The following is a 14703-nucleotide window of genomic DNA, read 5'->3' on the forward strand; positions in this document are numbered from 1 at the left end:
GGACATCTGATGGAAATGGAAGCCACGCAAGCACCTTAAAATCACCATCATACACTAAATCAGTAAGTTGGCAGCATTACCGACCCTGCTTTATTCTATAAGGTCGCGTCACCCATTCTGCTAAAACCCTTTCGGTGGCGTTTTTAAATCCTTATAGCGGTTATTGTACCTGGTACAACAAGTCTATATCTGTTTAATTTACAGAGGGGAAAGTGTTCCAAATGAAAATCAAAAATGTGGCGCTGGCGATTGCCGCGGCGGGGCTGCTGTTATCTTCTCAATCGGTACTGGCAAGCAGTGATTCTGGCGTTAATGCTTCTCTGGATACCGGTGCGGGTTCGCAAAGTACGGGCGGGGTGATCAATTTTACCGGGAAGATTACCCTTATTTCCTGTGATATTACTCCGGCCTCTAAAAACAAAACGGTAGACCTTGGGGCGTGGGCAAAAAGCTACTTTGACGATCACAACGAAACGACGCCGCGCGAGTTCAAAATCAACGTGGAAAACTGCCCGGAGACGGTTGAATCGGTTGCGGTACTGTTTGACGGAACCAAAGATACGGTGAATGACACACTGCTTCAGGTTACGCCAGGTGAAGGTATGGCGACGGGTGTCGGCGTGAAGCTTTATAACAGCGATCGCAGCACCGCGATTAAACCGGGTACGGTATCTGAAACAACCGCACCGGATGATGAAGGCAATGCTGAATTAACTTTCTATGCCGCACTTGACAAAGATGGCACAGAAATCAACGCCGGCGATGTTAACGCCGTTTCTAACTTCCTGATGGTTTATAACTGATTTCACTGTCAGCCACCTCCAGAGATAATAATGATGAAACGTTTATCGTATATTATGCTCACTGCATTAATGGTTAGTTCTGCGTCAGTTTCCGCTGGCGTTGTAATGGGGGGAACACGGATCGTATACCCACAACACAGCAAGGAGGTGGCATTTTCTGTTTCTAATATGGAAAGTGCGGTTCCCTATCTTATTCAGTCGTGGGTTGAAGGGGATGGGCAGGGTAAAAATAACGCTGCGCCATTTATTGTCACGCCACCTCTGTTCAGACTTGATCCGGAGCAGACCAATACGCTGCGTATTCAATATACCGGCGCTCCGCTGCCCACAGATCGTGAATCTGTATTCTGGCTCGATATTAAAGCGATTGCGCCAAAGCCAAAAGAGAGCAGCAACGAATTACAAGTTAACGTTAAATCGAAATTTAAAATTTTCTACCGCCCGGACAATCTGAAAGGGGACGCTGCAACTGCCTGGCAGAAAATAACGTTTTCGCGGACGGGAAAAGGGCTTAAGGCCGCTAACCCGACGCCATACTACGTCTCTTTTTATCGGCTGACCGTTGGCGGGCATAAAATTGAGCAGCCGGGCATGATCGGTCCAGGGGAAACCCGTGAATGGCCTGTGTCCGCCTCCGGGGGCGTAAGCTGGTCGGCTATTAATGATTTTGGTGCCATCACCGCCACCCACACCCAGCCTCTTTAAGATCATGCCTTTTCGCCTGTTTCGTTACGCGCCGCTTTCAGTGTTGCTGCTTAGCTTCAGCCGTGCGGGGATGGCCGAGGATTACTTTGATCCCGCCGCGCTGGAGCTTTCCTCTACTGAACAGAAAACGGCGGATCTGCACTATTTCTCTGAAAAGGGCGGGCAGATGCCAGGCACCTGGCTCGTGACGCTGGAGATTAACGGACGCGAGGAGCGGCATCAGGAGATCACCTTCGTCAATGAGAAAGGCAGCCTGCAACCCGTTTTTAGCGTATCGCTGCTGGAAGCGCTTAGAGTAAATGTAGGGGCCATTCCTGCATTCTCCCGGTTGCAGGAGGGAGAAACGTTCACGCACCTCGAGGATTTTATTCCGGCAGCGCGAACCTCCTATGATTTCAACCAACAGCGCCTTTTTCTCAACCTGCCGCAGGCGGCGATGAAACACCGCAGCCGTGGCTACGTGCCGCAGTCGCAGTGGGACGATGGTATCCCGGCGGCATTTACTGATTACAGTCTGTCGGGCGGTCAGGCCCGTCATCAGAGCGGGGTCACGACATCCAGCTATCTGAGCCTGCGTAACGGCATCAATCTGGGGGCGTGGCGGTTGCGCAACACTTCGGCCTGGAGCCACAGCGACGCGGGCGGCAACCATTTTCAGTCGCAAAGTAGCTGGCTGAGCCGGGATATTCGCCGTCTTAACAGCCAGCTACGGATCGGCGATGCCTGGACCGCAGGCGACGTCTTCGATAGCGTGGCGTTTCGCGGGGTTCAGCTCTCGTCCAGCGAGAGCATGTTACCCGACAGCCAGCGCGGCTTCGCACCAACCATCCGCGGCGTTGCACACAGCTTCGCTAAAGTCTCCGTTTCGCAAAATGGCTATGTGATCTATGAAACCTGGGTGGCCGCCGGGCCATTTATCATTAACGATCTGTTCCCCGGCGCACAAAGCGGCGATCTACAGGTTACGGTCACGGAAAGTGACGGCTCAACGCGCGTCTTTACCCAACCCTATTCTGCGGTGCCGTTTATGCGACGCCAGGGCAGCCTGAAATACAGTCTCAATGCAGGACGATTTCACTCCGGTTCCGGCGATGCGCGTTCGCCTGAGTTTGTTGAAGGCGCTTTTTTCTACGGTCTGCTCTCCAGGATGACGGTGTATGGCGGCTTTCGTACGGCGAGCAACTACCAGGCCGGTGCAATTGGCATAGGCAGAGGGTTTGGCGCATTTGGCTCGCTGGGCATTGACGATACGCTGGCAAAAAGCCATTTACCCGGCGGCAAAAACGCGATAGGGCAGGCGTGGCGCATTCAGTATCAGAAAGATTTCAGCGCTACCGGCACCGCCTTCAACCTGGCGAGTTATCGCTATGCCTCGCGCAATTACTATGAATTTAGTGAACTGAATCAGTCTGACAGCCAACAGCTGCAACTCAATAATCGCCGTAGCCGCTCGCAGGTCACCTTTTCACAGACGCTGGGTCAGTTCGGCAGCCTCAGCGTCTCGGCATGGATGCAGGATTACTGGCATACTTCCGGGCAGGATAAAACCATCCACATTGGCTGGTACACCAGCTGGCGGGGCATTTCCTGGGGCGCGGGATATGATTACACCGACTCAGCGCGTGAGCAGCATCCCGATCGCACCGTGTCGTTTAACGTCAATGTTCCGCTTGGCCACTGGTTACCGGACAGCTCGGTCAGTTACTTCATCAACCACAACAATCGTGGAATGACCACGCAGCAGATGTCTCTCAACGGCAGCGCGCTGGCGAATCGCAACCTTAATTACAGCGTTCAGCAGAGTAAGGCCAGGGAGGGACAAGCCGACAGTACCAGCCTGGCGCTGCAATACAACGGTGGCTACGGCAACGTCAGCCTCGGTTATGACCACAGCCGAAGCGGTAGCAACGCGAGCCTCGGACTCGCCGGAGGCGTTATCGCCACGCAGTATGGCGTCACGCTTAGCGAGCCGCTGGGCGATGCCGTCGCCCTGCTGCGCGTGCCCGGTGCGGCGAACGTTGAGCCGGAGGGTTACAACGGGATCCATACCGACAGCCGCGGCTATGCGGTCATGCCAACGCTCTCGGCGTATCGCAAAAATACCGTCAGCCTTGATACGGCGACGCTGGGTGAGAACGTCGACGTTGAGCAGAGCGGTCTGACGCTCATTCCCACCAGCGGCGCGGTGGTGCTGGCCAATTACAAAACCCACATTGGTTATCGCGTTCTGTTTTCCCTGCGCTACCACGGTGAACCGTTGCCGTTTGGCGCGCAGGCTGAAGTGGTGGAGCAGAACCGCCATTCTGCAAACCGAAGCATGGTCGCTGACGGCGGTCAGGCCTACCTGAGCGGAGTACCCGAGCGCGGCACCCTGCGCGTCACCTGGTATGAAAACGGGGAGCAGCAGCAATGCCAGACACCTTTCAGACTGGGGAAAGCTCATATGGCCCCCGGCATCGCTACGCTGTCTCTTGAGTGCCACTAGAGGAATATCATGCGTCACTTTATTCAATGGGTTTTCTATCTGAGCCTTCTTTCGCTTTTTGGCATGCTGAGTTTTCATGCCCATGCCCAGACTTCAACCTGCCGCACCACGCGCGATCAGTGGGTCGTTCAGGTGCCTTATGCCATTGGGTATGCGCCCGGCACGGCTGACTGGACGCCGATATCTGCGCCGATACAGTCTACCGGGGCGGATTTCTACAGCTGTGATGGCGGGAATGACGCCTGGCGTAGTATCGGCTTTGTCGAGCTGGATAACCCCGTCGGCACCGTGGTGGGGGAAGACGGCGCGTCACGTCACGTCTATAAAACTCAGATCGACGGCATCGGCTACGCGCTGGGGTTCCGGGAACAGCAGTACTGCGGCGCCGATGCGGTACGCTATATTGACGGCACAAGTCAGGTGAATGGCAAAGAGTCCCGGCGTATCTGTGATGCCTCACAGAATCCTGCCTTTGCCAGCGCCCCAACGTATAAATTGCAGTTCTGGGTGGTGTTTTACAAAATCCCGACGACCAGCCCCATGCCTGACGATAACGCCAACTCCCAGGAGCAAAATGTCGGATCGCTGATATTGCAGGCGGGAGAAAATCAAGCCAGCGCCACCAACGTGGCGACACCAGTACAGATTCATCTCGCCAGCTTCACCGTCAGGCGTACCAGCTGTTCAGTGGGCTCTCGCAGCATTCTTGTTCCCATGGGGAGCGTGAGCCAGCGTGAATTTCACGGCATCGGCTCCCGCGCCGGGGGCGGACGCTTCAGCATTCCGGTGACTTGCGAAAATAACACGGCGGTTAAGATGGGTTTCTTTGGCGATACCACGCCGGGCAACGATCGGGCGCTGGCGTTGACGAAGCAGGAGGATAGCGCCAGCGGTGTCGGGATCGAACTGCTTTACGGTGACAATACCGGTTCGGTTCAGGGGCAGGTGGTACCGTGGAACACCCCGCAGGTGTCAGCGCTTGGGCAAGTAGGGGATAACCAGACGCAAACCTTCTGGTTTGATGCGCATTACATTCAGACGGAAGCGAACGTGACGGCGGGAAAAGCGGATGCGATGGCCACGTTTAACCTGATTTACAACTGAGTTTCCCCTGCCGCAGCGGCAGGGGAGGACGATCAGAACGCGGTCTTACAAAAACCCGTCATCTCTTTCAGGCCCATTTCGCGGCCAAGCTCGGTCATCGGGTGCACCACCACCAGGCCACGGACGCTTTTCTTCAGCTTGCCCATATCGGCCTGCTCTTTTTTGGTGATCGCGCGGCGATGCGGCATGTTCATCAGCTTCTGCGCTTCTTTACTCAGCTTCTGGCCTTTCACTTCGCGCAGGCGTTCAATTTCCGCCTCCAGCTTCACGGACTCTTTTTCCAGCTCGGCATATTTCTCGGCGGAATCAACAAGGGAGAGGCCAGCCATCTGATGGCGGATCATATCCAGACGGTCGCTCAGGCGTTTAATTTCGTTCTTTTCGACTTCTTTCATGACAAATAACTCTGAAAACGGGGAATTTACAGGGAAGGATACACCAATGTGTGCGGGCTTACTTCTGAAACGCTTTTTTTAAGCTGATTTTAGAAATCAGCTCAGTCAGGGAAAGCACCATGGTGGAGCGGACAACCTGTTGATAACGCAGCTTTTGCATCGCGTACAGCTCTGGGTCGCTGTTATCAAACTGAGGTGCGGGAGGGAGCGCGGATACGCAGTGCAGTTCGCCGAAGGGCCCCAGTATCTCATCATCGGTAAAGGTGTACTCATTGCCGTCATGATTGAGCTCTTCGCGCAGCGCCATTAACAGCTCGGCGTCTTCATACTCCTGACGGTTCAGCACGCCGAGACCGTAAATCAGCTTCAGCCGTACCGATAAATCGCCCAGCGGTCCGTCTCCGTCCAGTAACGGTTCTACAGCGTACTTTACCGCGTAGTCGTCTTTGCGAAACACCTGAAGCACCAGAATGTTTACCGCCTCGGTTAACAGCTCGACGGCGGTAATCAGGAAACTTCGTACGGTTTTGCCAGCATTCAGACGCTCAAGCACACGATTTTCAAAGGCCTGGGTTTGTTCCATTATTGCCTGCATATCTGACAATCTGTTATTCGGGCGCAGGCTCACCTGCGCCGGACTCTGCATCATTTGGTTGCGTTGTATGCGCTGACCGCCTCCGCAACTACGTCACTGTTGGCATCCAGACCGGAGATCTGCGCCAGCGCAGCTTGCGCGCCTTTGTCATCAATCAGCTGAGCCAGCTCAATTGCCTGCGGGTCCTGCTCGCTGCGGTAGTGCATTGCGGCAGCGATTCCCTTCACCAGGTTAGCGTGCGGCAGGCCGTATTCCAGCGTGCCCAGCAGCGGTTTAATCAGGCGATCGCCCGCGCTCAGTTTACGCAGCGGCTGACGACCCACGCGCTCAACGTCATCTTTCAGATACGGGTTTTCAAAACGACCGAGGATTTTCTGGATGTATGCTGCGTGTTTATCAGCATCAAAACCGTAGCGTTTGATCAGCACCGCGCCGCTCTCTTCCATTGCCCCTTTGACCACCGCACGGATGTTCTCATCGAGGATCGCGTCACGAATGGTCTGATGACCGGCCAATTTTCCGAGGTACGCGGTTATAGCATGCCCGGTGTTCAGCGTGAAGAGTTTACGTTCGACAAATGCCATCAGGTTATCGGTTAATTCCATTCCCGGAATGGTCGGCAGCGCGCCCTTAAACTGGGTTTTATCAACGATCCACTCGCTGAAGGTTTCCACCGTCACTTCCAGCGGGTTGTTGGTGGCGGATGCTGACGGCGGAACGATGCGGTCAACGGCGGAATCAACAAAACCTACGTGCGCTTCAACCCAGGCTTTATCTTCATCAGCCACAGCGGCCAGAACGTGGCCTTTCAGCTGCGTGGTGCCGCGCACCATGTTTTCACAGGCGATGATGTTCAGCGGCGTTTCAACGCCCTGTGCTTTACGCTTCGCCAGGCCTTTCGCGACCGCCGGGGCGATACGCTCAAGCACCACCGGACCCACGGCGGTGGTGACCAGATCAACGCTGGCAATAAGATCGATAACATCGTCGCCAATGCTGCTTACCGCGTTGACGCCAGAGACCGTTTCAACCTGTTCGTTTTCACCCACCACGTGAACCTGATAGCTATGACGGGCATTCAGGGCATCCAGAACCACCTGATTCACATCGGCGAATGTCAGGGTAATACCCGCGTCTGCCAGCAGTTTACCGATAAAGCCACGACCAATATTACCTGCGCCAAAATGTAATGCTTTCATAGTGTTAACCTTCATCAATGTTTTTACCCGAGAGGGCTGGGGTGAGGAACGTTTTCCCCTCACCCTAGCCCTCTCCCCGGGGGGAGAGGGAGGAGTACCGTTATTTGTTAAGCAGGGCCAGAACTTCTTCAACGCTGGTGGTGTTGGCCAGACGCTCAATAACCGTTTCGTCATCCAGCGCGTTGGTCAGGCTGGTAATCACCTGGATATGCTCGTTGTTGCGAGCGGCGATACCAATCACCAGACGGGCGATGTCGTCCTCTTCTTCACCGAAGCGCACGCCATCAGGATACTGACAGAACACCACGCCGGTTTTCAGCACGCGGTCTTTGGCTTCCACCGTACCGTGTGGAACCGCGATGGATTCACCCAGGTAGGTTGGGGTCAGCTTTTCACGCTCCAGCATCGCCTCAACGTATTCCGGCTGAACGTAGCCACCTTTCACCAGCTGCTCACCGGCGAAGCGAATGGCCTCTTCTTTATTGGTCGCCGTGCGGCCAAGGAAGATGTTTTCTGCGCCCAGTTTGAACAGATGCGCGTTGCTCTCGTCGAAGCTGTCTTGCAGGCTGGTACGTACTTTCACTTCGTTATCTTCATGGCGCTGCGCCGCCACCAGACGTTCGGTCAGGCTCGTGTACAGGCCGCTGTCGAGGAAGTTGGTCAGGGAAATGTGCTGCGCCTGCGGTACCTGACGCATAGCGCGTTCGGTCAGATCGCGGTGCGTGATCACCAGGTCAACGTCCGGCGGCAGGCTGTTAATCGCGCTGTTGGTGACGGAGATGTTGGTCAGACCCGCATCCTGCACTTTCTTACGCAGCACGCCCGCACCCATTGCGCTGGAGCCCATACCGGCATCGCAGGCAACGATGATTTTACGAACGTGGCTCAGGTCGTTAGAGACATCGCCTGCCGCCAGCGGCGTTGCGCCTTTGGATTCGGCTTTCATGTCATGCATACGACGGGTTGCCGCTTCGATATCGTCGTCTTCTTTCACCTTGCTGGTTTTCAGCAGGATAGCGGAGGCCACGAAGGAGACCGCCATGGCCGCACAGATCGCCGCGATGTTCGCGAAGTAGGCGCCTTTCGGGGTCATCGCCAGCACCGCCAGGATAGAGCCCGGAGAAGCAGGAGACACCAGACCACCGCCCAGTACACTCAGGGTGAACACGCCGGTCATACCGCCAAGGATAACGGCCAGGATCAGACGTGGGTTCATCAGTACATACGGGAAGTAAATTTCGTGAATACCGCCCAGGAAGTGAATGATCGCCGCGCCGCCAGCAGACTGTTTCGCGCTGCCGCGACCAAAGAACATGTATGCCAGCAGAACGCCCATACCCGGACCCGGGTTCGCTTCAATCAGGAAGAAGATGGACTTGCCGAGATCGTGTGACTGCTGAATCCCCAGCGGTGAGAAGATACCATGGTTGATGGCGTTGTTCAGGAACAGGATTTTCGCCGGTTCAACGAAGATTGACGCCAGCGGCAGCATGTCATGCGCCACCATGAAGTTAACGCCCGCAGCCAGCAGTTTGGAGAGCACTTCAACCGCCGGGCCAATGCCGAGGAACGCCAGAATCGCGAGGATCATCCCGATGATGCCCGCGGAGAAGTTGTTCACCAGCATTTCGAAGCCGGATTTGATCTTGCCATCAACCCAGACGTCAAATTTCTTAATCGCCCAGCCGCCCAGAGGACCGGCAATCATCGCACCGAGGAACATCGGCATATCCGCACCGACGATCACCCCCATGGTTGTGATGGCACCCACGACGCCACCACGGTCACCGCCCACCAGACGACCACCGGTATAACCGATGAGCAGCGGCAGCAGGTACGTAATCATTGGGCCAACAAGTTTCGCCAGCGTTTCGTTAGGCAACCACCCTGTCGGAATAAATAATGCGGTGATAATACCCCACGCGATAAACGCGCCGATATTTGGCATCACCATGTTGCTGAGGAAACGACCAAAGCTTTGCACTTTGATCTTGAAATCGGATGACATAAAACACCCCTTCTTATGTTTACGCTTAGGCTTGTGGCCCGAGGTTTATCGTTAATGTGCGGCGGCAGAGGTAGCCGGGCCCTGTTCTGATGCTGTGAAATCTGGCACTGAATCGTTCAACTGTCCAGACAGCGAAATTTTGTGTGATCTGAATCACATGAATGTAGGGGGTGAGGACATTAATGAAGTGATCGCGATCACATAATGAGTGTGTAAAAAAAATACATCGTTCAGAATTACGCCAAAATGGGCGGGTTTTTGTGATTAATATCACAATGTTAAGTTGGCTGTTTGTTTTCAGATTGTGATTTGATTCACAAAATATTTTTATGCAGATTTCTCCCGTATCCCCTCACGACAGGAATGCGATACGCACACCTGCCTTTTTCCACGGCTTGATCCATACTGACCTCTTTGTGGGCATTAAGGATAAGCAATGAAACTCATCGGCAGTTATACAAGTCCTTTCGTGCGTAAGATTTCGATTCTCCTGCTGGAGAAAGGGATTGAATTTGAATTCGTAAATGAACAACCTTACAACGCAGAGAACGGCGTTGCGCAGTACAACCCGCTGGGGAAAGTCCCGGCGCTGGTAACGAACGAGGGCGACTACTGGTTTGATTCCCCGATCATTGCGGAGTACATCGAGCTGCTTGGCGTTGCGCCGGCCATGCTGCCGGCGGATCCAAAAGCAGCGCTGGCGATGAAGCAAATTGAAGCCCTGGCGGATGGCATTATGGATGCGGCATTAACGTCCGTACGCGAGCAGGCAAGGCCCGCCGCCCAGCAGTCAGAAAATGAGCTGCTGCGCCAGCGCGAAAAAATCAGCCGCAGCCTGGATATGTGCGAACAGCTGATCCGCGACGGGAAAATTCAGAGCGATAGCCTGAATCTGGCGACGATCGCCATCGCCTGCGCCATCGGCTACCTCAATTTCCGCCGCGTCTCGCCGGGCTGGTGCGTGGATCGTCCGCTGCTGGTCAAACTGGCGGAGACGCTCTTCCAGCGCGAAAGTTTCGCCCGGACTGAACCACCAAAGGCTTGATGCGGGTTATAACACTTCCTGGCGGGAGGCGGTACAATCCCCCCACATGTTAACTCCCTCTCCCGTCGGGAGGGGGGAAGATATTTACTCGCCAGGCGCATTCATGACTACTCATCATTCCCTCTACAGCCAGATCCCCGCTACCGATCGTCTGCTTCGTGACCCGCGCATCACTGCGGTGCTGGAGCAGTTTGGCCATACTGCAACGGTCGACATGCTACGCCAGCTTCAGGACGATGCGCGTCGCCATATTCAGGCTGAGAACGCGCTACCCGGCTGGTGCGAGGCATGGGCGCAGGAAGTTGAAAGGAGGTTGAGCAAGCACGCGCAAAGCGCGTTGCGCCCGGTTATTAACCTGACAGGCACGGTTCTGCACACCAATCTGGGCCGGGCACAGCAGGCAGAAGAGGCAATAGAGGCCGTCACCCGGGCCATGCGCTCGCCGGTGACGCTGGAGTACGATCTGGACGGCGCCGGGCGCGGACATCGCGATCGCGCGCTGGCGGATCTTCTCTGCCAGATCACCGGCGCGGAAGATGCCTGCATTGTGAATAACAACGCGGCGGCGGTGCTATTAATGCTGGCGGCCACCGCGAGCGGAAAAGAGGTTGTCGTCTCTCGCGGCGAGCTGGTGGAGATCGGCGGGGCGTTTCGTATTCCGGATGTCATGCGCCAGGCGGGCTGCACGCTGCATGAAGTGGGCACAACCAACCGTACCCATGCAAAAGATTATCGCACGGCGGTGAATGAAAACACCGCCCTGCTGATGAAAGTGCATACCAGCAATTACCACATTGAGGGTTTCACCAAAACGGTGGAAGAGGCTGAACTGGCCGCCATCGGGCGCGAGCTAAACGTGCCGGTGATTGCCGATCTTGGCAGTGGGTCGCTGGTGGATATGCGCCAGTATGGTCTGCCAAAAGAGCCAATGGTGCAGGAAATGGTTGCCGCGGGCGTAAGCCTGGTCAGTTTCTCTGGCGATAAACTGCTGGGCGGGCCGCAGGCGGGTATTATCGTCGGCAGGCGCGAGCTGATTGCGCAGCTACAGCAGCATCCGCTGAAGCGCGCCCTGCGTGCCGATAAAATGACGCTGGCCGCGCTGGAAGCCACGCTGCGGCTCTATCTCCACCCGGAGAAACTGGCTGACCGCCTGCCCACGTTGCGTTTGCTGAGCCGTGATGCGGCCTCTGTTCGCGCGCAGGCGGAAGCGCTACTGCCGCAGGTTGCTCCTCATTACCCTGAGTTTGAAGTTCGTATCGAGCCTTGCCTGTCGCAAATTGGCAGCGGCTCGCTGCCGGTGGACAGGTTACCGAGCGAAGCGCTGACGTTCACCCCGCGCGACGGACGCGGAAGCCAGCTTGAGGCGCTGTCGGCGCGCTGGCGCGCATTACCGACGCCGGTGATTGGCCGGATCGGTGACGGGCGCATGTGGCTGGATTTACGCTGTCTGGAAGATGAAGTGCGGTTTCTGGAGATGATGTTGAAATGATTATTGCCACCGCCGGTCACGTTGACCACGGCAAAACCACGTTATTGCAGGCCATTACGGGCGTGAATGCCGATCGCCTGCCGGAAGAGAAAAAGCGCGGCATGACCATTGACCTGGGTTACGCCTACTGGCCGCAGCCCGACGGTCGCGTGCTGGGCTTTATCGACGTGCCCGGCCACGAGAAGTTTCTTTCCAATATGCTCGCGGGCGTGGGCGGGATCGATCACGCCCTGCTGGTGGTCGCGTGCGATGACGGGGTGATGGCGCAAACGCGCGAGCATCTGGCGATCCTCCAGCTGACGGGAAACCCGCAGTTGACCGTCGCCCTCACCAAAGCGGACCGTGTGGATGAGGCGCGTATCGACGAGGTGCGTCAAGAGGTGCTGGCGGCGCTGAGTGAATACGGTTTTAAGGATGTCGCACTGTTTGTCACGGTAGCGACAGAAGGCCGCGGTATCGATGCTCTTCGCAACCATTTGCAGCAGATCCCGTCTCGTGAACAGGCCAGCCATCACCACTTCCGTCTGGCGATCGACAGGGCGTTTACCGTGAAAGGGGCTGGGCTGGTGGTGACCGGTACCGCGCTGAGCGGGGAAGTGAACGTGGGCGATACCCTGTGGCTCACGGGCGTGAACAAACCGATGCGCGTGCGCGGGCTTCATGCGCAAAACCAGCCGGTGGAACAGGCCCACGCCGGGCAGCGTATCGCGCTGAATATTGCCGGTGATGCCGAAAAGGACCAGCTTAACCGCGGCGACTGGCTGCTGGCCGACGCGCCGCCGGAGCCTTCTGAACGGGTCATCGTTTCTCTCCAGACCCATACGCCGCTGACCCAGTGGCAGCCGCTGCATATCCACCACGCGGCCAGCCACATCACCGGACGCGTGTCGCTGCTGGAAAACGATCTCGCCGAACTGGTGTTCGACTCCCCGCTCTGGCTGGCGGATAACGACCGCCTGGTTCTGCGCGATATTTCGGCGCGGGAAACGCTGGCGGGCGCGCGCGTGGTCATGCTGGATCCGCCCCGTCGCGGCAAGCGTAAGCCCGAGTATTTACAGTGGCTGGCCGCGCTGGCCCAGACCCGCGATGATAAGTCTGCGTTAGATATCCACCTTGAGCGTGGCGCGGTGGATCTGGCGGCGTTCGCCTGGGCGCGCCAGCTCAGCGGCGAAGGATTGCGTCTTCTGACGCAGGAGCCAGGTTTTATTCAGGCCGGGAACAGCCTGCTGAACGCGCCGGTGGCGGCGCGCTGGCAGCGCAAAGTGCTGAGCACGCTGGCGACCTACCATGAACAGCATCAGGATGAGCCCGGCCCGGGCCGTGAACGTCTGCGGCGCATGGCGTTGCCCATGGAAGACGACGCGCTGGTGCTGTTGCTGATTGAAAACATGCGTGAAAGCGGCGTTATTGCAAGTCATCACGGCTGGCTACACCTGCCGGAACACAAGGCCGGTTTTACCGCTGAGCAGGACGCGGTCTGGCAAAAAGTGGCGGCGCTGTTTGGCGATGAACCGTGGTGGGTGCGCGATCTGGCGCGTGAAACCAATACCGATGAGCAGCTGATGCGTCAGGTACTGCGCCATGCGGCACAGCAGGGGATGATTGTGGCGATCGTGAAAGATCGTTATTACCGCAACGATCGGATCGTAGCGTTTGCGAACCTGATCCGGGAGCTGGATCAGGCGCGCGGATCAACCTGCGCCGCAGACTTCCGCGATCGGCTGAATGTGGGACGCAAACTGGCGATTCAGATCCTGGAGTATTTCAACCGCATCGGGTTTACGCGTCGTCGTGGCAATGACCATGTGCTACGCGACGCGCAGTTATTTCCGTAAGCGTTAAGCGCTGCGCGCCTGCTTCTGCTTAGCCAGCCAGACCGCGCCCAGCCTTCCCGCCTGGTTACCCAGCTCGCAGGGAAGGATGGGCACCCGGAGCGCCTCCCACTCCTCGAATCGCTGTAGGTATTTATCCAGCAGGAGATAGATTTTCTCCTGCTCGCTAATGCCGCCGCCAATCAGCACCGCCTGCGGATCAAACATGGAGATCACGCTGTAGATGCCGCGCGAGAGGAAATGCGCCCACTCTTCTATGGCCTCACGCAGATGCACGTCGCTGTCCATGCGTTTAAACAGCTCCTCACCGTCAGGCATCTCATCTTCCGACACGGCCAGCGCGCGGCGGCAGGCTTTCATCAGGCCGCTGGCTGACGCCACTTCGTGCATCGGCTCGCCGTTGTTGCCAACGGGCAGCACGCCAAACTCACCCGCCCGGTAGTGCGACCCACGGTAGAGATCGCCCTCCATGACGATACCGCCGCCGATGCCGGTGCCGATGGTGATGCAGACAAAATGCTCATAGTCCTTGCCGGCGCCCTGCCAGCGTTCGCCCAGCGCCGCGCAGTTGGCGTCATTTTCGGTTGTTACGGGGAGATCGGTCAGCTGTGCGAAAAGCTCGCACAGGTTTTCACCGTCAAGGTAATCCAGCGCCCCGGCCTTGGCCGCTTCGCCGGTATGGTGATTGATGTGGCCCGGAAAACTCACGCCGATGCCGACGATCTCATGCTCCTGGCGGTACTTATCCACCACCGCTTTCCACTTCTGTTTGAAGGTGCTTTCATCGTCAGGCGTATCATATTCATCGGATGTCAGTTCTTCGCCGTTTTCGTTAATCACGCCGTGTTTGATGTGGGTTCCGCCCACGTCAAAGCCGATAAATAGCTGCATTGCATCGTTCCTCATGAGCCCCTGAGCTATTAAGTATGGCTCTGGCGGCAGAAACGAAACGTAAAGTACGGTAATCCGTGATACGGCTCGTAAACCCGTTACCGACTGGCGAGAAAACCACCAGCCGGAACTACCCTTGTTGTACACCTACT

12 protein-coding genes are annotated in these 14703 nt (G+C 56.7%); 7 read left to right on the forward strand and 5 right to left on the reverse strand.

Features of this window, described 5'->3' with window-relative positions:
* Positions 1-221: 221 nt before the first annotated feature.
* Genes ACOTYB_RS21180 through ACOTYB_RS21195 form a run of 4 tightly spaced genes read left to right on the forward strand, consistent with a single transcriptional unit; the run spans position 222 to position 5097 of the window.
* Complete coding sequence (locus ACOTYB_RS21180) at positions 222-803, forward strand: fimbrial protein (protein ID WP_003860173.1); 582 nt, start codon at positions 222-224, stop codon at positions 801-803.
* A gap of 30 nt (positions 804-833) precedes the next feature.
* The gene (locus ACOTYB_RS21185; RefSeq protein WP_022652045.1) at positions 834-1508 is read left to right on the forward strand and encodes a fimbrial biogenesis chaperone; all 675 of its coding nucleotides are present in this window, start codon (positions 834-836) and stop codon (positions 1506-1508) included.
* A 4-nt stretch (positions 1509-1512) separates the two neighbouring features.
* Positions 1513-3993, forward strand: a complete 2481-nt coding sequence (locus ACOTYB_RS21190) for a fimbria/pilus outer membrane usher protein (RefSeq protein ID WP_220317107.1) — start codon at positions 1513-1515, stop codon at positions 3991-3993.
* A gap of 9 nt (positions 3994-4002) precedes the next feature.
* Entirely contained in the window at positions 4003-5097 is a 1095-nt protein-coding gene (locus tag ACOTYB_RS21195) for a fimbrial protein (protein ID WP_023315023.1), read from the forward strand.
* Between the two features lie 32 nt (positions 5098-5129).
* On the opposite strand, the gene ACOTYB_RS21200 is transcribed toward ACOTYB_RS21195, so the two are convergent.
* The 4 genes from ACOTYB_RS21200 to ACOTYB_RS21215 all read right to left on the reverse strand — a co-directional run bounded on the left by ACOTYB_RS21200 (position 5130) and on the right by ACOTYB_RS21215 (position 9294).
* Positions 5130-5492: a YibL family ribosome-associated protein gene (locus ACOTYB_RS21200; RefSeq protein ID WP_022652042.1), complete on the reverse strand. Its 363-nt coding sequence runs from the start codon at positions 5490-5492 to the stop codon at positions 5130-5132.
* Between the two features lie 58 nt (positions 5493-5550).
* A complete protein-coding gene (gene mtlR, locus ACOTYB_RS21205) occupies positions 5551-6141 on the reverse strand; it encodes a mannitol operon repressor MtlR (RefSeq protein WP_023315021.1) in 591 nt (196 codons plus the stop codon).
* On the reverse strand, positions 6138-7286 hold the full coding sequence (gene mtlD / locus ACOTYB_RS21210) for a mannitol-1-phosphate 5-dehydrogenase (protein ID WP_023315020.1): 1149 nt from the start codon (positions 7284-7286) through the stop codon (positions 6138-6140). Before mtlD ends, mtlR begins: the two co-directional genes overlap by 4 nt.
* Positions 7287-7386: 100 nt before the next feature.
* The gene (locus ACOTYB_RS21215; RefSeq protein ID WP_023315019.1) at positions 7387-9294 is read right to left on the reverse strand and encodes a PTS mannitol transporter subunit IICBA; all 1908 of its coding nucleotides are present in this window, start codon (positions 9292-9294) and stop codon (positions 7387-7389) included.
* 436 nt (positions 9295-9730) lie between these two features.
* Here ACOTYB_RS21215 and ACOTYB_RS21220 point away from each other — a divergent pair, with 436 nt between their 5' ends.
* The 3 genes from ACOTYB_RS21220 to selB all read left to right on the forward strand — a co-directional run bounded on the left by ACOTYB_RS21220 (position 9731) and on the right by selB (position 13663).
* Positions 9731-10339: a glutathione S-transferase gene (locus ACOTYB_RS21220; protein WP_058648338.1), complete on the forward strand. Its 609-nt coding sequence runs from the start codon at positions 9731-9733 to the stop codon at positions 10337-10339.
* Between the two features lie 103 nt (positions 10340-10442).
* Positions 10443-11828 carry an L-seryl-tRNA(Sec) selenium transferase gene (selA, locus tag ACOTYB_RS21225; protein WP_047653395.1) on the forward strand — a complete coding sequence of 462 codons (1386 nt, stop codon included), beginning with the start codon at positions 10443-10445 and terminating at the stop codon, positions 11826-11828.
* Entirely contained in the window at positions 11825-13663 is a 1839-nt protein-coding gene (gene selB, locus ACOTYB_RS21230) for a selenocysteine-specific translation elongation factor (RefSeq protein ID WP_220153430.1), read from the forward strand. Before selA ends, selB begins: the two co-directional genes overlap by 4 nt.
* 3 nt (positions 13664-13666) lie before the next feature.
* Here selB and ACOTYB_RS21235 read toward each other — a convergent pair whose 3' ends face one another.
* Complete coding sequence (locus ACOTYB_RS21235; protein WP_003860164.1) at positions 13667-14551, reverse strand: ROK family protein; 885 nt, start codon at positions 14549-14551, stop codon at positions 13667-13669.
* Between the last annotated feature and the right edge of the window lie 152 nt (positions 14552-14703).

The organism is Enterobacter cloacae complex sp. IR5450, from assembly GCF_049238665.1.
GTDB lineage: Bacteria > Pseudomonadota > Gammaproteobacteria > Enterobacterales > Enterobacteriaceae > Enterobacter > Enterobacter hormaechei_C.